Origin of the sequence: Mesotoga sp. H07pep.5.4, from assembly GCF_003664935.1 — a bacterium.
GTDB classification, from domain to species: Bacteria; Thermotogota; Thermotogae; order Petrotogales; family Kosmotogaceae; genus Mesotoga; species Mesotoga prima.
In genome coordinates this window covers 112,923-130,763 of sequence record NZ_JFHM01000001.1, presented here as the reverse complement: position 1 = coordinate 130,763, position 17,841 = coordinate 112,923, and the positions used below count along the sequence as shown (strand labels likewise).

Here is a 17,841-nt window from a genome sequence, read left to right as displayed (position 1 = left end):
ATAGGGAATGAGAGGTGTAAAAGATGATACTCGTGACCCATTTCGACCCCTTCGGGGGAAGTGAAATAAACGCTTCGCAGATAGTCGTGGAGCTTCTAGCGGATATCAGGGAAGACATTGAGCTCATGAGCCTCCCAACGGTCTTCGACGACTGCTTTTCTCGACTGGGGCTGCGGCTCCTAGACAACGTCCCGGAGGCGTTGATCATGGTCGGCCAGGCGGCCGGGAGATCTCTCGTTACTCCAGAGAAGATTGCGATCAACTGGAAGGAATCCCCAACTCCAGACAACAACGGATTTATTGCGACCGGTGAGAAGATAATTCCTGCCTCGCCCGACGGATACTTTTCGAGGCTTCCGGTCGACGGGATTGTCTCGAAGCTTAAGGACGAGGGTCTTCCCATCGAGAAATCTTTTTCAGCCGGCGCGTTTGTCTGTAACTACCTCTTTTACAGATGTATGGACTTTCTCACGAAGAGAGCCATAAACATCCCTGCCGGGTTCGTACACATACCGTGCATTCCCGAACAGATTGGTCCGGGAGAAAACAGACCTGCAATAGAGGCGGAAGTTTCGGCTAGGGTCCTTTCGAGGGTAATAGATCTTGCAGTGGAGGAGAATAGATGAGAATAGGCGGCGTTCCTCTCAACATAGTTTGGGAGTCTCCAGAGATAAATATGAAGATAATCGAAAGAGTTTTCGCCGGGGCCTCGGAAGCAGGTGTCGAGCTAATTGTTTTTCCCGAAACTACCTTGAGCGGGTTCACTAATAACGCCGAAAGAGCTTACGTGAAAGATGCGTGTGGTTTCTTCAGAAAGCAGGTAGATCACTGGGGTATTCCGGCAGTTTACGGCTTTATAGACAGAAGAGACTCGAAGTTCTACAACTGCGCGGCTTTTCTTGCCCCGGGTTCGGAGCCTTTGATATATAGGAAGAGAAAGCTGTTTTCGTACGGAGGGGAGAATATCGTTTACAGCCCCGGTGACACTAATCTCTCTTTCGAGATGAAAAACATACACTTCTCTCTGAACATCTGTTACGATCTTCGTTTTCCCGAGCTCTTCAGGGCCAACTTGCCTGCAGAGGTCATGATAGTGATTGCCAACTGGCCGGAAAAGCGAGCCAATCACTGGCAGGCTCTTCTCAAAGCGAGGGCGATCGAGAACCAGTCATTTGTTCTGGGTCTAAACAGGACTGGGGTCGACGGTAACGGCATAGAATACGACGAGGCCTTTTCAGTACTCTTCGATCAAGATGGTAACGAAGTACCCTTTGAAGCAGAGAAGGGATTGCTTCTGTGGGAACTGGACTATGAGAGAATGAGTATTCTAAGAGACTGGCGGGAGAGATTCCCCGCCCTAAAGGATATATGAAGCTCTAAACCCTACTAGAGCGTCTGATCTGATTCCAGTTTCAATACCTCTCTCATGAAGAATTCGTCGACGTTTTTCGTCGAAATTCCGGTGAATCTCTTCTCGTCTACGTCGGCTACAACTCCGCCGCAGCAGGGTCCCATACAATGGGGATACTTTACAGTAGTAAGATTGCCTGAACTATGTTCACTAACCAAATCCATAAGCCTCTTACTGACCTCTGAAGAGCATTACATAAGGCACACGCTTCCAGTGCAAACTTCGATAATCACGGGCAAACCTCCATTTATGACTCCTTCCACAACAAATTATAAGCTTACAGAAGATGAAGTCTAAATCTAACTCAAAGGTACATATTCTTAATCTCCTTCATCTCGACTCTAAGTAAATTCTATTCTGATGCATTAACTCTCTTGAGTAGACTTAATCATGATCCACTTCACCTGTCAGGATCACCCCGAACTTGATCCGGGATCCGGGCTTTGAAATACAGTGATCGGGGATTGAAGGTTCGTTGTAGGAAGAGCAAGAAAGACCGGTTGTCCGTTGAATGGTTCTCCGTTCTCAAAGAAGAACGGTTGCAAGTTCCAAGAGGCAAGCGTAAGAATAAATGACGAGGTTCGGGGTAGGTGGTTGCGGGTTGGTAAGAGCAAAAGAAACTGGTTGACCGTTGAGCGGTTCTCCGTTCGCCGAATAAGAAATTAGTTCTTCGTTCCGACGCTCCGCGTCCAAGTTCTTCGTTCTTGGTTAGAGCGATAAAGCAAGAGCATCCAGATTCCGACCAGGAGCTTTGTCGGAATGACGGAATCTGGCCTTTCGCAATAACCGTTAATTGTCATCCCAAATTTGTTTCGGGATCTGGTCCCGAAGAACCAAGAACCTGGACGCGTAGCGTCGAAGAACCGTTCTTCTCGAAGGACGGGTCCATGCTCTTTGACGAAGGACCAAGGACGGCTCTTTGCAGCGTTCAGCGGGTTCTTGCTCTTAAGCGCACAGCGGATCTTTGGATCGAGATGCTGAAACAAGTTAAGCATGACCGATTCAGACGTTTTCGGAATAAGCATTCGTTGTCGTTCCACTGAGCCTTCCCCACCGAGCCTGCCCTGAAATGCTCTTGTTCAGGGCTCCTGTTTGGGGCCTCTGTTGCAGAAGTTTTTTTGGAAGATGATCTTCCGCAGCTTTCTCGAAGATTTCACACTTCTACTGGTATGATTTCATAGTGGAGGAGAAGAGATGAAGATTCTGATTGTTGAAGACGAGCGTAGTCTGGGCAGATTGCTCAAGGAGTCTCTCGAAAGAGAGGGCTTTGTAGCCGAACTCGCAGTTGACGGGGAAGAGGGACTTTATATGGCTCTCAACGGTCCATTTGACGTTATTGTCCTGGACATTCTGCTCCCCAAACTCACCGGCTGGCAGGTTCTTGAAAAGATCAGAGATTCGGGAAGCAGAATACCCGTACTGATGCTTACAGCTCTCGACAGCATCGAAGACAAAGTCCGGGGCTTCGACTTAGGAGCCGACGACTATCTTCCGAAGCCATTCGATATCCGGGAGCTTGTCGTCAGGATTCAGTCTCTTTTAAGAAGGGCCCAGTTCGGCGGAGCTCCTTCAAGGGTTCTTAGAGTAGGAGATCTGGAGCTTGATATGTCGCTCAAGACCGCCAGCAGGGGAAACGAGAAGATAGAACTTAGAAAGAAGGAGTACCAGATCCTTGAATATCTAATGCTAAACAGTGGCAGGGTCGTTCCGAAGAGCGAGCTCGAGGAACATCTCTGGAATGAAGACGACGAACTGTGGTCGGACGTAATCAGAAGCCATATAAAGAACATCCGCAAGAAAGTAGACGGAGGGCGAAGAAAGAAGTTAATAAAAACGGTCAGGGGAATGGGCTATGAAATCAGTGACAGGTGAAGGGCTGTCATTCAGAAAGGCAAAGAGGAGATGGACGCTATTCTTCACCCTCATAGTCGTCTCTCTCGTCTCGGTTTTGAGCCTCTTCATTTTCGTCCTCTCCCTCAGGCTTGAAAGAGGGGCCGAGATAACCGCCCTCAACAGAGTAGCAGACAGGATCGAATCCAGAATCGGAAGGGCGCCCTTAATAGCCCTGGAGAGAATGCTCAGAAACTATTCCGGAAATTTAGACCTCTTCACCGCGGAGAATGAGATCCTCGAGTTCGTCACTCCTGACGGAGAGAGCGTTCTTCAGCTCGGAGGAAGAATAAAGAGCAGTATGCCGTTAGTTGAGGGGACTTCGAAGGCAAAGGTCGTTGATTACAACGACTCGGAACTCGAATACAACATTCTTACCAGAGCGATTAGAAACATGGCTGGACAGCCGGTCTTCTTTCTTCGCGTTGGAAGATCAACCGAAGGACTGAGCGAAAAATCTACTAGTCTTCTCTTTTCGCTTATTCTACTTATAGTGCTCGTTGCCGCCATCTCCTGGATAGTCGGTATGGCTCTTGCCGGATACGTTCTCACACCTCTGAGAGAAAGCTACGATAGGCTTCAACGCTTCACCGCCGACGCCTCTCACGAGTTAAAGACGCCCCTTACAGTTATGAGGCTGAGCGTAGATCTACTCAAGAGCAGGCCACTGGAAGGGGAAGCGAGAGATAAGATCGATGCGATTGACGGTGCAACCCGAAATATGCAGAATGTTGTCAATCAGCTCCTGCTACAGGCAAAGGCACACAACGATAGCAAAGCTGTAATGTCTTCGCAGGATGTGAAACTGCTAGAGTTTCTCGAAGAGATGAAAGAGTATCACAGAGCCTTCGCCGAGTCGAAAGGTGTCCGAATAATCGTTGAGACCGATGAAAATCTCATCGTCAAGACTTATCTAGACAAACTTAAAGTGGCGGTTGCGGCCGTGCTCGAAAATGCGATCAAGTTCACCGATGAGAAGAGCGATGTCATTGTTAGGGCTTTTGAGAGAGAAGGTTCACTCTTCATTCAGATAGGTGATTCGGGCCCCGGAATAGCTGACCCGGAGAAGGAAAGGATATTTGACAGATTCTACAAGATAGACGAATCTCACAATAGTTCGGGAAGCGGCATGGGTCTCTCAATAGCAAAGGAAATGATCGGCTCGCTAGGGGGCGAAATAACTGTCGAGAATCGCCCCGGCGGAGGAAGCATATTTGAAATACGAATACCATCAAGAAGGCACAAATAGGCTCTTTCTTATATCCGGACTTTGATTGGATGATTATGAAAACGAGATTCGGGGTAGGTGGTTGCGGGTAGGAAGAGCAAGAGTAGAAGTGATGCTGCCTCCGGCAGGAGGCGAGGCCGCCTTCGTCGGGAAGTGATGCCCGGAAGAGCATCCGGGGAAGTGATGCCGCTTCCGCGGGAGGAATTCAGAAACCAGTCTGCTTTCGCACGCCAGCTCCCACTATGTCAGGCGAAACGACTGCTGTTTGTTTGAAGATGCTTCTCGCAGTGAAAAACAGTCCATGCCCCGGATCAAGGGATGATCCTCTAGAAACTGTTTGAGCTTCTGAATAAGGATTTTAATCCTCCCTTGAGGGAGGAGGGCCACGTAGTGGCGGAGGGTGTGAATCTCCAACGTTTGGAAAAGTTACTGCCCTGACATAGTCCCCTGAGAGGGTTGTTCGATGTTCATTCCTTGTTGCTTCTATGAGAATACCTATGGATCACAGACCAAACAACTTGAAGAGTGAATTTGTCGTTCAATTTCGAACAGGCCAATCTATTCCAAAAGCTGTTCAAAGACCACACTCCCCACCGCAAGCGGTCCCCCCCGCTCAAGCGGGGATTTAAGATCAAGAGCATTAAGAGCCGTCCATGATTTGGGACAATTAACGAAGGATGGCTCTTTGCCCGCGCAGCGGAACTGGCCTCGCCGAAGGCGAGACTGGCACCACGAAGTGGTACTGGCGAAGGCGAAGCCTTTACTGGCGGCGATGATTCTCGCCTTTTGACTGGTCTGCTCCATTAGACTAAACAGATAAGAGTCACTTCGGGCTGCCGATGACGTTACTCACAAACCAGTCCATGGTCAACAGCTCTTCATCGGTAGGTTTCTCGCCCTCTGAATATCTTAGTTTTCCGTCTTGATCTTGCAAAGGCCCTTCAAAGGGATGATAATCGTCCTCAATTATCCGGCTTCTTTCTTCACTGACAAGTTGCTGAAGATTGGCGGGAACTAGATTACTCATCACTATGTCGACTACACCGTCCTCTATTCCGCCCCAGTATTGATAGCTGGTCCACTTTCCCTCCATTACTTCTTTTACGACTCTCTCGTAAAAGACTCCCCAGTTCCACACGGGAGAAGTCAGAAAAGTGTCTGGACTGAAGGCACTCATATCGGTGTTGTAACCAATAGCGTAAGCGCCCCGTTGTCCGGCCGCCTGAACTGCAGCTGGCGAATCCTGGCTCTGAGCGATTACATCGGCTCCAAGATCCAGGAGGGCGTCGGCCGCCTCCTCTTCGGAAGAGGGATCGAACCAGGTCTCGGTCCAAATGACGTGCACGCGCGCATCGGGATTGACCTTTGCGATTCCAATCGCAAAAGCATTTATCCCCCTGATAACTTCCGGAATCTTGAATGTCGCTACATAGCCGATTATGTTGCTCTTTGTCATCTCCCCAGCGATGAGACCGGTCAAGTAGGCTGGCTCATATATCCTTCCGAAGTAGGTCCCGACATTTTCGGCAGTCTTATATCCCGAACAATGCATGAAGATCGTATCGGGATAGTTCTTCGCTATCTCCATCACATCGTCCATAAAGCCAAAGCTTGTACTGAAAAGGAGTTTGACGTTACGGTCGGCATAACTTCTAAGAACCTCCAGGTCCTGTTCTCCTTCAGTCACGTTTTCTATGAATGAAGTCTCGATTTGACTTCCAAACGTCTTTTCGAGATACCGCCTGCCCTCATCGTGTTTCTCTGTCCAGCCGCCATCATCGGCCGAACCGACATAGATAAAGCCTATGCTTAGAGGCTCTGAAGCCAGAATAACTGCGCACAGCATGAATAAAACGGTAATTATCCCTTTCATGAGACACCTCCGTAGGTAGCTCGATAGCTGAATAAGAGCATCTTAATGGCCTTCCAATTGCAAGACCGATGGAATTCCGGTCCTATGAATCCCATTATATCCCACACTTTTGCCGAATTCTCTCGCATATTACTTTCTATAATATTACTGAAACTAGATCTCAGAGACTTCTAAGGAGTTGAAGAAATGTTAGTCACAAGCCATGAGAAGCGATATTCAGATAAGACGGAAATGACTTTGGACGACCTTATCCAGAAGCTCAAGGACCTGGGCCTGCATTCTCTGAAGAGAGTTGTGGTAAGCGAAATCGAAGGAACTGAAACGCATCTCGTAACCGATAACCGCGTGATCGACCCTGACGATCTGGAGGAAACACTGCGTTCCTGGGAAGAGGAATCGATTGCGGAAGTAATGCTGCTCGATATGACACCGGTTCACAAGCATCACAACACATTCCCGTCTGCCGCGGAAGTTATCTACGAACCCCCCGAGTTCTCGATTCAGGTTACAAGGGTGAGCAATGGAGTTGAGACAATAGTTGTGGCAGTTAAGAGCGTTGATCCCGGTTAAGTTTCTATAAAGCTCTTAAACAAAGAACAGCGTGAACAATAGCAGAGCTACGATGACAGTCTGACATAGATTACTGGAACCGCCCCATTCGGTACGTGTAAAGGAGCGTGATAATCTGAGAACGGCAATAGATAGTGGCGAAGACTGTGCAGCATGTGATAGTGTTTTGTTGGTTACTCAGAAAAGGTAGTTCTTTGGAAAGGCCGGACTGCAATATTGAAAATGAGACATATCCTTGCAGTCCGGTTTATTGGTTAGTAATTCACAGAGTAATCTATTATTATTGAATGAGGCGGAAGTCACAGAGGTGTGATTCATGGGAACAAGGATAAATCTTGTTGAAGACGAGAAAAATCTGAACAGCGTGCTGACTTCCTATCTTGAAAAGGAAGGATGGGAAGTAAAGTCGTTCAAGAACGGCAGCGATGCATTCGATGAAATCGATGACTCTCCCGATATCTGGATTCTAGACATAATGCTGCCGGGAATCGATGGCTTCGAGCTCCTCAGAGAAATAAGAAAGAGGGATTCGATGATACCGGTGATCTTTATTTCAGCAAGGGACAAGGACATCGATAGAGTGATCGGACTGGAGATGGGAAGCGACGACTACTTGCCAAAACCCTTTCTTCCAAGGGAACTCGTCATTCGGGTCAAGAAGATTCTTGAACGCGTCCACCATTCCGGTGGAATCATATCCGTTCCACCATACAAGATCGACGAAGCGCGAAGAACGGTTACCGAAGAAATCGACGAGAATCAGTCAAAACTGATTGAGCTCACTTCTATGGAGTTCGATCTTCTCCTGCTATTTATCAGTGGCAAAGGCAAACCTTTTTCAAGAGACCAGATACTCGATAGAGTCTGGGGTTACGACCACTACGGAAGCGACAGGGCAGTTGACGATCTTGTACGGAGACTTAGAAAGAAGATGCCACATTTCAAGATTGAGACCGTCTACGGTTTCGGCTATAAGAGCGTGAACATATGAGATCATGGAGCCTGTCCGACAAGCTCTGGTTACTATTCGCAGCCGTTCTTTCAATCCTCTTCCTTCTTCTCGGTATAGTCTTCAGATGGTCTATAAGAGACTTCTTCACAACCGAAGCTTACAGAACGATAGAGTACGCTCAGGAAGTAAGGGTAATCGAATTGCAGGGAGGGTTCATCCCCTTCGAGGATATCGACCTCAACAGTCTTAGAAATGTCAGAGACGTTGGACACATAATCGTCTTTGACAGGGAGTTTGACCTAATAGATTATTACCTGAACAGATTTGGAACCCAGGATAGCTCAGACAAGATTTCCCCGTCTCCGGATTCCACTTCCAGGGACATCCTAATTAGCGGAACGATTATCCCCGAAATACTTCCTGCTATTCAATCCATTAGAGAAAACGCAGAAAAGCAAACGTCATCTTCTGAGAGGTACGAAACACTGCTTTCCGGCCGGAGTCTTTTCTATGTGATTCGCAATGAAGAGATTTCGGGAAGAGACGTCACGATGATTTCCTATATGTGGGATACGTACATGAACACTCTTTCATCGACTTTGTTCTCCAGACTGCTGCTCGTAATGGCTATAATGACAGTGGTCAGTCTAGTTTTCATAATAGTCTTTTCTAGATACCTGACTAAACCTCTCAAAAAGCTTTCAGAGGACGTGAGAATGATCTCAAAGAGAAACTGGGACAGGCCGATTTCTTTGAATAGAAGCGACGAGATCGGAGAGCTAGCCGATTCAATCGAGAACATGAGAAAGAGCCTCAGCGAGCAGGACAGAGAACAGCAGTCGATGCTCCAGTTTATCTCCCATGAACTAAAGACACCTGTCATGGTTATCCGAAGTTACGCACAGGCAATCAAGGACGGCATATATCCGGCGGGTGACCTGGATAGCGCTATAGACGTCATAGATAAAGAGATTCAGAGAATGGATCTGAGGGTAAAGGATCTCCTCTTCATAACCAGACTCGAATACCTGTCGCGTCACGACCTCGAAAAAGAGGAAGTCAATCTCTCAGAGCTCCTTGAAGACACAGTCGGGCGATTTTCTTTCCAGAGAGACGACATAGACTGGAATCTGAATCTTAAAGACTTCAAGACCGAGGTCAATGAAGAACAACTGGCGATAGCCATTGAAAACATACTTTCAAACCAGATCCGGTATGCGAAGAGCAGGATAGAGGTAACTATGGAAGTAAACGAGAGAGAAGAGAGTCTTTTGATACGATTCGCAAACGATGGAGAGAAAGTTGCCGAAACCAAACTGGAAGAGCTCTTCAAACCCTTCAACAAGGGGGTCGGAGGAGAAAACGGACTTGGCCTGAGCATAACGAGAAGGATTATCGAATTGCACGGTGGGGCTATTTCAATAGTTAATGAAGGTGAGTTCGTAGCAACGATCGTCACGCTACCTATTTAGAATTCTTTGTTGTTTCCGGAAAAACCAACAGTTAACCACTTTCTGAATTCAAAATGATCGAGACAAAACAAGAGGGCGCAAATCGTGCCCTCTTGTATTTCCGGCCAGTTAAGGCCAGCCTTCCATTTTCCGGAATCTCTCGTGCAAAACCGAGAAAGGGATCGAACTCCAGTTAGGCAGACAACTTCATTCAGCTCACTCTTTTCTTTTCTACTCCTTGCTGAGCCAACTAATAGCCTGATGCCAGAATTTTCCGTAGTACTCCCACTTCACGAAGTCTGTTCCCCAGTGGGGTGCAAGATCTGACGTGAAGGCCATCGATCTGCCCTTTCCAGAGTCACCAACTATTATGAACGGATCGCCGTCGATTTCGGCGAGAACTTCGGAACCTTCCTTTGGAAAGACCTTCTGATAGCCCAGGAATCTCGGCCACTTGGTATCTATGCCCTTCAGAATCTGATGATTCGGGTTCAATACTTTAACCGAGGCTCCCTGAGTTGCTTCTACCCTGTCGTCAGTCTCCATCATGTTGACAGGCATTACTTTCTCGATCGAGCTGCCGTGGTAGTTCCCCTTGCCCTGGAAGCCTTGGAAGTCAACGTATCCGCCCGTCATTATGAGCGATCCGCCTTTGACAACGTAGTCCGACAACATCTCGACCTTGTTCGGGCCCATAGGTACTTTGAACATATCGGGGTACATTGTAAGGGTGTTTCTTCCGCAGTCGCTTATGATTACTACGTTGAACTTTGCCAGCTCTTCTGCGGTCGACGGAAACATGCTGAGCACCTGATGATTGGGGATGTGTGTCACTTCTATGTCCTCAAAGGCCTTCATAGGCTCTTTGAAATACACAGAGTAATCATCGAAACCTCCGAGCTCCACAACATCAAACCCTTTTGTGTGAATCTTTGTTACTGTCCATGTTTCTCCAAGAAGCAGTACCTTTTTCTTCACGCTAACACCTCCATTTTCAATCGTTTATAATCAGTCTTCTAGCCTTTTACCGAACCCATAAGTAGCCCTTTCACAATTAACTTCAAGAAGAATATGTACACGATCATCACGGGTAGAACAGAGATCAACATCCCGGCCATCTGAATATTCCACGATGCGACAGTCGTCCCTTTCAGATTGCTTATCGCAACCGTAAGCGGCTGCGAGTCGGCCCCTCTAGTGAGGATCAGCCCGAAAAGGAATTCATTCCAGATATTTGTGAACTGAAAAATTGCAACAACCGCAAAACCTGGCAGTGACAGCGGAAGCGCAATCCTGAAGAAGGTGCCTATGTAGCTGCATCCATCTATTCGCGCACTGTCAACAACCTCGGTGGGTAGAGATTCGAAATAGTTCCTGAAAAGCAATGTCGTAATTGGAACCCCATAAGCAGTATGTGTAAGTATCAACCCCCAGTAAGAGTTGTACAAACCGATACTTCCAATGAATCGCAACAACGGTATGAGGATCGATTGGGGAGCTATATAGAATCCTAGAACGAGAATCAGAAAGAGAACGGAACTTCCCTTGAATTTAAGTTTGGAGTATCCGAAGCCTCCCCAGGCTCCAAGCGCGGAGGATATTGCCGTTGCAACCATAGTTATCACAAAGCTATTCCACATCGGTTTGTCTATCTCGGAAAAGGCCTTGAGATAATTCGCAAATTCGGGATTTCTGACTATACTGACGGGACCGTAGGCCAGCTCTTCATTGCTCTTCAGCGAAGTGTTAACCGCAGTGTATATCGGGAAGAGATAGAAAAAGGCAGCAGCTAGGAGCAACAGATAGATGATACCCTTCTTTGTTATATCTTTGACTCCTGAAATCGATTTCGATCTCGCCCTACTCATACTCGCTTCTCCTCAGTCTCGTGAAGAAGGGAATGACAATCAAGATCGATATGGCAAACATCACGATCCCGACGGCCGCCCCATATCCGAATCTATTTCTGTTGAAGGCAGTTCTGAACATGAAGGTCGAAAGTATCTCAGTAGAACTGCCCGGTCCTCCGCCGGTCATTAGCCAGACTAGATCGAATACTCTCAGTGAATACATGAGAAGAATCATAAGAACGGTCAAGGTTGCAGGCCTCTGCATCGGAATTATGACCTTCATGTACCTCTGAAAGGTTGAAGCTCCATCGATCTTCGCAGCTTCGCTTATCTCGGGCGCAACTCCGCTTATCCCCGCGTAGTATACCAGCGTTGAAAAGCCTGAAAACTGCCATACATAGGCTATTGCAATGCAGATCAATGCCTGTCTGTCAGATGTGATCCACGGCTGAGTAAGAGAATCCAGTCCGATTGCCCGAAGCAAGGCATTGACCGAGCCTATCTCCGGAGAGAACATCCAAGTCCACATTGATGCCGAGGCAACAAAGGAAAAGGATAGCGGGAGCAGAAATATCAGTCTAAACAACTGTTTTCCCTTCAAATTGAGGTCCAGAAGCACCGCAAGGAAGAGACCGAGCGGGATAGTTACGCCGATGAAAACCAGTGTAAGCTTGAGAGTGTTCACAAGCGAGGCTTTGAAAACCCGGTCCCTTGAAAACAGCCTTATATAGTTGTCCAGCCCTACAAAGTCTCCCGCAGATCCTACGTCTCGCCAGTTTGTCAATGATACCTGAAATGTCCATGCCGTAAAACCATAGACGAACAGACCGACAAGGATCAAACCTGGTAAAATGAAAAGTAGTATTTGTACTCTCTTGCTCAAATAATCCAACTCCTTAGTTTCGAAAAACATTTGAGCGCGAACGGCCGGCAGGTGCCCTCACACCTGCCGGTCTGTTTTAGAACAGGAAAACCTCTTCGTAAGCGTAATCAAAATTGCCGAGTGTGTTCTCGTTGATCTCGGGTGCATTGAAAAACTCACTAAAGGCCGTTCCAAAAATGTCGAGATACGATTCGGGCGGTGCTCCAAACTGGGAGAGCACTTTTGCAACTCCGTCATCACGGAAGTAGCCAAGGATCTCCTTTGTAATGTCATCATAGACATCGAGAGGAGCATCGAGAACAAATGGTGCCGCACCTTTGATAGGGCAGAACGTATTTGCTGCTTTGACTGTCGTTAGGAACTGGATCCAGTCCTTGGCGATCTTTCTGTCGACACCAATCGGAAGAACAAAACAGTCTGCGTGCCCGATGAAAACGTCGTCCGTTCCCGGGAAGGGCTGATAACCAAAATCTACGTTGGGAACCATGTTCATTGAAGTGAAATGGCCCTTTGCCCAGTCTCCCATGACGTAGAAGACGGCCTTTCCAGTAGCCATAAGATCGGAAGCCTGGTCCCATGTTAGAGCCGACCAGTCATTGTTTACGAATCCGTTAACGATAAGGGTTCTGAGAACTTTGAGAGTTTCAATGAAGACTTCGGATTCGGAAGGCATCGTCTTGCCGGCATAGTAATCGACTAAGAAATCCGCACCTCCGCCGGGAAGGGCGCTGTTTACTGCTTCGAAAAGGGTTCCAAGCCAGAATTGCTGTCCCATGCCAGCTCCAACTGCAAGAGGAATGTAGCCTTCGGCCTTTATTCTCGCACAGACTCCGAGGAATTCGTCAAGACTCTTGATAGGCATCTCGATCCCGAGCTCCTCGACGAGGTCGACATTGTACCAGAGGCAGTTGTTCTGCATCAGATTCAGAGGCACCCCGTACATGACTCCATCGACTCTTCCCCATTCGTAAACGTCCTCGGGGATGTTGTAACCCTTGATCAGATCATCGATCGGTTGGAGAACACTGACGAAGGAGCTTATCATACCGTGTCCGTAAGTAATCTGGAAAGTGTCTGGTGGATTTCCGGCCATGATCATCGTCTTGATCTGCGCGCGGAGAATACCACCGCCGCCTCCCGCTACCGGGTTCTGAACAATAGAATACTCAGGGTGCTCATCGATGAATGCTTCGAAGAGTGCATCGATTGCCTCTTTCTCTCCACCGGCAGTCCACCAGTGGTAAACAACCAGCTCGTTTGCAGAGCTGCCGAAAGCCGTTGCCCCGGCAAAGAGCAAGCAAAGTACCGTCAAAAGCACTACTCCACGTTTCAACTGTCATCACCTCTCTTCAAATTCGGGCTATAAGACGCCCGTTTCTATATCTAGATACTTTCTCAAAGCCATCAACGCTCCCCCGAAAATGGGCCCCTCTCTGTCATCAAGAGCGGATTTCATAATCTCCATAGAGGATTGATCAAAGAGAGCAATGCTTTTCAGCTTCGCTCTCAAAGACGGCAGCACTCTATCCCAGTATTCTTCGAGGGCACCACTGATTACCACTAGATTGGGATCGAGACCGTTGACTATGTTCATGAGGCCGACCGAGAAAAGCTCAATGTAATCCTCCAGGCGATTTTCGCGGACGAAGCCGTCCAGTTCTCTCGAGCCGACCATCGTCAGCCAGCAGCCTTTTCTTCCGCAGGAACATTCCGGACCATTGGGATCTATTGACATGTGGCCGAACTCGCCCGCAATATGATTGCTTCCCACGTACAGACTTCCATTTATGTAGAGACCAACACCAACCCCCTCCTTTACTAGAACATAAACGATGTTGGAGAAACTATCGGGAATGTCCTGATTCAGCGCAACTTCGGCAAGAACCCCCAGCTTCGCATCGTTGTTTATCGAAACTCCGCAAACAATACCGTTCAGCCTGAGCCGTTCCTCTACGAGTTCCGCGAGAGGGAGATCGGTCCAGTGGAGCAACGGGACGTTTATAGCAGTTCTGAGATCACTTCTAACGAGTCCGGGAACGGAGATTACCACCGAGACAGGCGATTCTTTCCCCGTTCCGCAGAAATCCGAAAGACAGTCCACCAGTTCAGAGGCGAATCTCTCGGGACTCTTTGATGTCGTTATCTCACACTTGTCAGTCATCTTCATCGAAAGATCTACCTTTGCTACGATCGTTGTCGCCAGTCCAACATCTACGGAAATGACGAAGGCCTTCTCGGGATTGAATGAAAGAAGCTCCTGCCTCTTGCCCAGCCCCGAAGAGGTCTTACCCGTCTTCACAATGTAGTTTTCGCTCATGAGTAATCCCACAAGCTTGCTCACGGTCGGCTTGCTTATCCCGGTCAATCGCGAAATGCTTGTTCTCGATACTGGCTGGTATCTAAACACTACGTCTATAATTGTCTTCAAATTTCTTTCTCTGAGTTCGGAAGGAACTCCCGCTGATCTTCTCTCAGTAAATGACAATGAATGCCTCCATATTAGTTAGTTTCTGAACCTAAATTATTCTAGCAAATTCCACGGTCTTTTCGAAAACACTCTTTTGGATAGAACGGATTAAACATCGGGAAATAAGGGAAGTTCATCGGGCGAGATCGCATCTCAGGAAGTCTGTTGAGGGATAAGAAACTATAAACTGAAGTTCCCGAACTAGATAAAGGAGAAAGCACTATCTGAAAGGATTTCAGAGAAATGAAGCGGTTATTTCTGTCTACGTTTGCTGAGTTGTTTCAATCCGACAAGTTCAAGAGCTTTCCTCTGTACCTCGTTGGGAGTTGTGATTATCGTGAATGAAGGTATCTCCGGTACAGCAGGTACCCTCGCATCGTTACAGACAATCGTACTCATTTCAGATAGAAGAGTCTGAAAGCTGTGTACCGGTGTTCCGTCACTCAGCTTCTTCTTTCTCGTCTTCTCAAGAGCGCTTTCGGATCTTGTAGCCTGTAGTACATGTTCTCTATCGGTATATTCGTCAGTGAAGATCATGCTCTTCCATGACTCTCTCAAATGCCATTCAACATAATACGCTAGCATGCAGAGAAATATGTGGGCCCTTACTCTCTTCTCAAGCCAGTGGTGTATTGGTCGTATCTTCAGATCCACTCCCTTTAGCGTCCTGAATGCCCTCTCAACTAATGAAACGGCGATTTTCTTGGAGAGATTGCCATTCGATCTGTCCAGAAAAAAGCAAGTCACCTCTAAGCAGGCGAGACTTTCTCAGAAGAATGAAGAGCAATTATTTGCGACAAACCCAGGAGGGCCATCGACTTTTCGTATTAGGAAATACTCTAGATTAACTCTCCACAAATATACATTGCAGTGCTGAAGCCTACCCCTTACGCAATAAGTATGACTTTATCGCCCTCGCCGAGCGTTTGCCGGCTCCCATCGCTTCTATTACCGTTGCAGAGCCCGTAACGATGTCTCCGCCGGCAAAGATGCCTTCGTCAACCCTGCCGCTGGCTTCATCGGCATCGATGTTGCCCCATTTGTTCAGTCTTATAGTTGGGAAACCGGCCTTCAAAATGGCATTTGGAGTCTGACCGATTGCTTCGATGACCATGTCAACTTCCATAATGAATTCCGATCCTTCAACCTGTATCGGTCTTCTTCTCCCCGAATCGTCCGGTTCTCCCAGAGTCATCTTTACGCACTTCATCCCGGTGACGTTGTTGTTTATATCTCCTATGTACTCAACGGGAAGGGTTAGCCAGTGGAACACGATTCCCTCTTCTACGGCATGGTGATACTCCTCTATTCTCGCGGGCATCTCTTCTTCGCTTCTCCTGTAGACCACATGGACCTCTTTGGCTCCGAGCCTCTTTGCAGTTCTTGCAGCGTCCATCGTCACATTTCCGGCTCCAATCACGGCCACTCTGTCTTTTATTTTTACTGGTGTGTCGTACATCGGAAAGAGATAGGCCTTCATCAGGTTTGTCCTCGTGAGATATTCGGAAGAGGAAAATATGTTGTTGAGATTCGATCCCGGAATCCCCATGAATCTCGGGGCGCCTGCGCCGATACCTATGAAGACGGCATCATATTCGTTTTTGATCTCTTCGAATGGAATCGTTCGGCCGACGATCTGGTTGAAACGGAATTCAACTCCCAGGCTCTTCACAAATTCGACTTCCTTTGCGACGATCTCTTTAGGGAGCCTGAATTCGGGAATACCATAAACAAGCACACCTCCCGCCGTATGGAAGGCTTCGAAGACTGTAACCGAAAAACCCTCTTTCGCGAGATCGGCGGCGGCCGTCAATCCGGCCGGACCTGCACCGATTACAGCAACTCTCTTGTTTACAGACGGCTTCACGGTGGTCTCGAGTGAAATATTCTGATCGGCAACGAATCTCTCCAGTCTCCCTATTGCAACGGGCTCGCTGCCGGGAATCTTTCCTACGACGCAGGCCAGTTCGCACTGCTTCTCCTGAGGGCAGACTCGTCCACAGATGGCCGGAAGGTTGTTCGCATCTTTCAAGATTCTCGTGCTCTTCTCGATGTCACCCTCTCTAAGGGCCTTGATAAAACCGGGAATATCTATTCCAACAGGGCAACCGGCCACACAGGGTTTGTGTTTGCACTGGAGACATCTATTTGCCTCAGCGATTGCCTCTTCCTTAGTGTAGCCGAGGGCAACCTCCTCGAAGTTGTTAACTCTCTCCGAAGGGTCGAGTTCTCTCATTCTTACTTTGAACTTCTCAACCATCCTTCTCACCCAATTCACGTACGTATTTCTCAAGAGCAAGCCGTTCCTCTTCTCTGTACTGATACTGCCTTTTGATCAGCTCGTCCCAGTTAACCAATCGGCCGTCAAACTCCGGCCCATGAACGCAGGCGAACTTCATCTCGCCTCCGACCTCAACCCTGCAGGCGCCACACATTCCCGTGCCATCAACCATTATCGGATTGAGAGACACCCAGCAAGGTATGTCATTCTGGGAAGCGAGAAGAGAGACGAACTTCATCATAACCATCGGACCGATTGCCCATATCGTTGCTGGCGAATAATCTGCGATTACCTCTTTGAGCGGGTTCGTAACGGTTCCCTTAACTCCGGCAGAGCCGTCATCTGTAGAGAGGTAAAGCCTGTCAAGAAAGGGTTTAAACTCGTCGACCATAATCAGATGATCCTTGTTCGCCGCACCCAGTATACCGATTACCTCGTTTCCGGCAGATTTGAGAGCCCTTGCAACGGGAAACAAAGGAGCTATTCCCACTCCTCCACCAACAACACAGACCGTTCCAAGTTTCTCGATCTCGCTGGGATTTCCAAGGGGGCCGACTATATCGGCTACGGATTCTCCTTCGTGCATTGCACAGAGTTTATAGGTGCTCTTTCCAACGGCCTTCACTATTACCCTTACCCTGTCTTTTTCTGCCGACGCTATCGTGAGAGGAATTCTCTCGCCAAACTCGTCTATCCTTATTATCAGGAACTGACCTGGTTTTGCGTATCTGTAGATATCTGGATGAGAAAGCCAGATATCATACGTATCGGGAGCGATTCTTTTCTTTGAGAGAACTGCGTGCATTCAATCACCTCATCTTAATGATATCAGAATCCTTATCACAATATAGAAGTTATTAAACCTAACTAAAACTCTGAACTGGGGGAGATCCAGTAATTGAACTACCATCTCTTCTTCCCTTAGAAGAAGTCAGCATAATGTCATGTCAGAATCATTAAAAGTAGGAACATCTAACGGTCTTGA

17 protein-coding genes are annotated in these 17,841 nt (G+C 47.9%); 7 read left to right on the top strand and 10 right to left on the bottom strand.

Going from position 1 to position 17,841, the window contains the following annotated elements:
- Window positions 1-23: 23 nt before the first annotated feature.
- Together Y696_RS00560 and Y696_RS00555 are read left to right on the top strand one after the other, a co-directional pair.
- Window positions 24-626, top strand: a complete 603-nt coding sequence (locus Y696_RS00560) for a pyroglutamyl-peptidase I (RefSeq protein WP_121509538.1) — start codon at window positions 24-26, stop codon at window positions 624-626.
- Entirely contained in the window at window positions 623-1,372 is a 750-nt protein-coding gene (locus Y696_RS00555) for a nitrilase-related carbon-nitrogen hydrolase (protein ID WP_121509537.1), read from the top strand. The genes Y696_RS00560 and Y696_RS00555 overlap by 4 nt, the downstream gene beginning before the upstream one ends.
- A 14-nt stretch (window positions 1,373-1,386) precedes the next feature.
- Here Y696_RS00555 and Y696_RS00550 read toward each other — a convergent pair whose 3' ends face one another.
- The gene (locus tag Y696_RS00550) at window positions 1,387-1,575 is read right to left on the bottom strand and encodes a hypothetical protein (protein WP_121509536.1); all 189 of its coding nucleotides are present in this window, start codon (window positions 1,573-1,575) and stop codon (window positions 1,387-1,389) included.
- Between the two features lie 1,030 nt (window positions 1,576-2,605).
- Here Y696_RS00550 and Y696_RS00540 point away from each other — a divergent pair.
- Together Y696_RS00540 and Y696_RS00535 are read left to right on the top strand one after the other, a co-directional pair.
- Window positions 2,606-3,283 (top strand): response regulator transcription factor, encoded by a 678-nt coding sequence (locus tag Y696_RS00540; RefSeq protein WP_006490156.1) that lies wholly within the window; start codon window positions 2,606-2,608, stop codon window positions 3,281-3,283.
- The gene (locus Y696_RS00535; protein WP_121509534.1) at window positions 3,264-4,550 is read left to right on the top strand and encodes a HAMP domain-containing sensor histidine kinase; all 1,287 of its coding nucleotides are present in this window, start codon (window positions 3,264-3,266) and stop codon (window positions 4,548-4,550) included. The genes Y696_RS00540 and Y696_RS00535 overlap by 20 nt, the downstream gene beginning before the upstream one ends.
- Before the next feature lie 802 nt (window positions 4,551-5,352).
- On the opposite strand, the gene Y696_RS00530 is transcribed toward Y696_RS00535, so the two are convergent.
- On the bottom strand, window positions 5,353-6,402 hold the full coding sequence (locus tag Y696_RS00530) for a BMP family ABC transporter substrate-binding protein (protein WP_121509533.1): 1,050 nt from the start codon (window positions 6,400-6,402) through the stop codon (window positions 5,353-5,355).
- 186 nt (window positions 6,403-6,588) lie between these two features.
- Here Y696_RS00530 and Y696_RS00525 point away from each other — a divergent pair, with 186 nt between their 5' ends.
- The 3 genes from Y696_RS00525 (at window position 6,589) to Y696_RS00515 (ending at window position 9,396) form a co-directional block, all read left to right on the top strand.
- Window positions 6,589-6,972 (top strand): hypothetical protein, encoded by a 384-nt coding sequence (locus tag Y696_RS00525; RefSeq protein ID WP_099772542.1) that lies wholly within the window; start codon window positions 6,589-6,591, stop codon window positions 6,970-6,972.
- Between the two features lie 316 nt (window positions 6,973-7,288).
- Complete coding sequence (locus Y696_RS00520; protein ID WP_006490142.1) at window positions 7,289-7,963, top strand: response regulator transcription factor; 675 nt, start codon at window positions 7,289-7,291, stop codon at window positions 7,961-7,963.
- Window positions 7,960-9,396 carry a cell wall metabolism sensor histidine kinase WalK gene (locus tag Y696_RS00515; protein ID WP_099772543.1) on the top strand — a complete coding sequence of 479 codons (1,437 nt, stop codon included), beginning with the start codon at window positions 7,960-7,962 and terminating at the stop codon, window positions 9,394-9,396. Before Y696_RS00520 ends, Y696_RS00515 begins: the two co-directional genes overlap by 4 nt.
- A 210-nt stretch (window positions 9,397-9,606) precedes the next feature.
- On the opposite strand, the gene Y696_RS00510 is transcribed toward Y696_RS00515, so the two are convergent.
- The 8 genes from Y696_RS00510 to Y696_RS00475 form a co-directional block, all read right to left on the bottom strand.
- Window positions 9,607-10,353 carry a glutamine amidotransferase gene (locus tag Y696_RS00510; RefSeq protein ID WP_180274870.1) on the bottom strand — a complete coding sequence of 249 codons (747 nt, stop codon included), beginning with the start codon at window positions 10,351-10,353 and terminating at the stop codon, window positions 9,607-9,609.
- 38 nt (window positions 10,354-10,391) lie between these two features.
- Complete coding sequence (locus tag Y696_RS00505) at window positions 10,392-11,243, bottom strand: carbohydrate ABC transporter permease (RefSeq protein WP_099772545.1); 852 nt, start codon at window positions 11,241-11,243, stop codon at window positions 10,392-10,394.
- On the bottom strand, window positions 11,236-12,108 hold the full coding sequence (locus tag Y696_RS00500; RefSeq protein WP_180274871.1) for a carbohydrate ABC transporter permease: 873 nt from the start codon (window positions 12,106-12,108) through the stop codon (window positions 11,236-11,238). Before Y696_RS00500 ends, Y696_RS00505 begins: the two co-directional genes overlap by 8 nt.
- Window positions 12,109-12,184: 76 nt before the next feature.
- Window positions 12,185-13,441 (bottom strand): ABC transporter substrate-binding protein, encoded by a 1,257-nt coding sequence (locus Y696_RS00495; RefSeq protein ID WP_099772547.1) that lies wholly within the window; start codon window positions 13,439-13,441, stop codon window positions 12,185-12,187.
- Window positions 13,442-13,468: 27 nt separating this feature from the next.
- Complete coding sequence (locus Y696_RS00490) at window positions 13,469-14,593, bottom strand: ROK family transcriptional regulator (RefSeq protein ID WP_099772548.1); 1,125 nt, start codon at window positions 14,591-14,593, stop codon at window positions 13,469-13,471.
- Between the two features lie 234 nt (window positions 14,594-14,827).
- Window positions 14,828-15,229: a hypothetical protein gene (locus Y696_RS00485; RefSeq protein ID WP_180274872.1), complete on the bottom strand. Its 402-nt coding sequence runs from the start codon at window positions 15,227-15,229 to the stop codon at window positions 14,828-14,830.
- A gap of 226 nt (window positions 15,230-15,455) precedes the next feature.
- On the bottom strand, window positions 15,456-16,835 hold the full coding sequence (gene gltA / locus Y696_RS00480) for an NADPH-dependent glutamate synthase (RefSeq protein ID WP_121509532.1): 1,380 nt from the start codon (window positions 16,833-16,835) through the stop codon (window positions 15,456-15,458).
- A complete protein-coding gene (locus tag Y696_RS00475; RefSeq protein ID WP_121509531.1) occupies window positions 16,828-17,661 on the bottom strand; it encodes a sulfide/dihydroorotate dehydrogenase-like FAD/NAD-binding protein in 834 nt (277 codons plus the stop codon). Before Y696_RS00475 ends, gltA begins: the two co-directional genes overlap by 8 nt.
- Window positions 17,662-17,841: the final 180 nt, after the last annotated feature.

Excerpts from the sequence above, each read along its gene's own strand:
- Y696_RS00560 (WP_121509538.1), top strand. The coding sequence starts at position 24 with ATGATACTCGTGACCCATTTCGACCCCTTCGGGGGAAGTGAAATAAAC.
- Y696_RS00555 (WP_121509537.1), top strand. The coding sequence starts at position 623 with ATGAGAATAGGCGGCGTTCCTCTCAACATAGTTTGGGAGTCTCCAGAG.
- Y696_RS00550 (WP_121509536.1), bottom strand. The coding sequence starts at position 1,575 with ATGGATTTGGTTAGTGAACATAGTTCAGGCAATCTTACTACTGTAAAG.
- Y696_RS00540 (WP_006490156.1), top strand. The coding sequence starts at position 2,606 with ATGAAGATTCTGATTGTTGAAGACGAGCGTAGTCTGGGCAGATTGCTC.
- Y696_RS00535 (WP_121509534.1), top strand. The coding sequence starts at position 3,264 with ATGAAATCAGTGACAGGTGAAGGGCTGTCATTCAGAAAGGCAAAGAGG.
- Y696_RS00530 (WP_121509533.1), bottom strand. The coding sequence starts at position 6,402 with ATGAAAGGGATAATTACCGTTTTATTCATGCTGTGCGCAGTTATTCTG.
- Y696_RS00525 (WP_099772542.1), top strand. The coding sequence starts at position 6,589 with ATGTTAGTCACAAGCCATGAGAAGCGATATTCAGATAAGACGGAAATG.
- Y696_RS00520 (WP_006490142.1), top strand. The coding sequence starts at position 7,289 with ATGGGAACAAGGATAAATCTTGTTGAAGACGAGAAAAATCTGAACAGC.
- Y696_RS00515 (WP_099772543.1), top strand. The coding sequence starts at position 7,960 with ATGAGATCATGGAGCCTGTCCGACAAGCTCTGGTTACTATTCGCAGCC.
- Y696_RS00505 (WP_099772545.1), bottom strand. The coding sequence starts at position 11,243 with ATGAGTAGGGCGAGATCGAAATCGATTTCAGGAGTCAAAGATATAACA.
- gltA (WP_121509532.1), bottom strand. The coding sequence starts at position 16,835 with ATGGTTGAGAAGTTCAAAGTAAGAATGAGAGAACTCGACCCTTCGGAG.
- Y696_RS00475 (WP_121509531.1), bottom strand. The coding sequence starts at position 17,661 with ATGCACGCAGTTCTCTCAAAGAAAAGAATCGCTCCCGATACGTATGAT.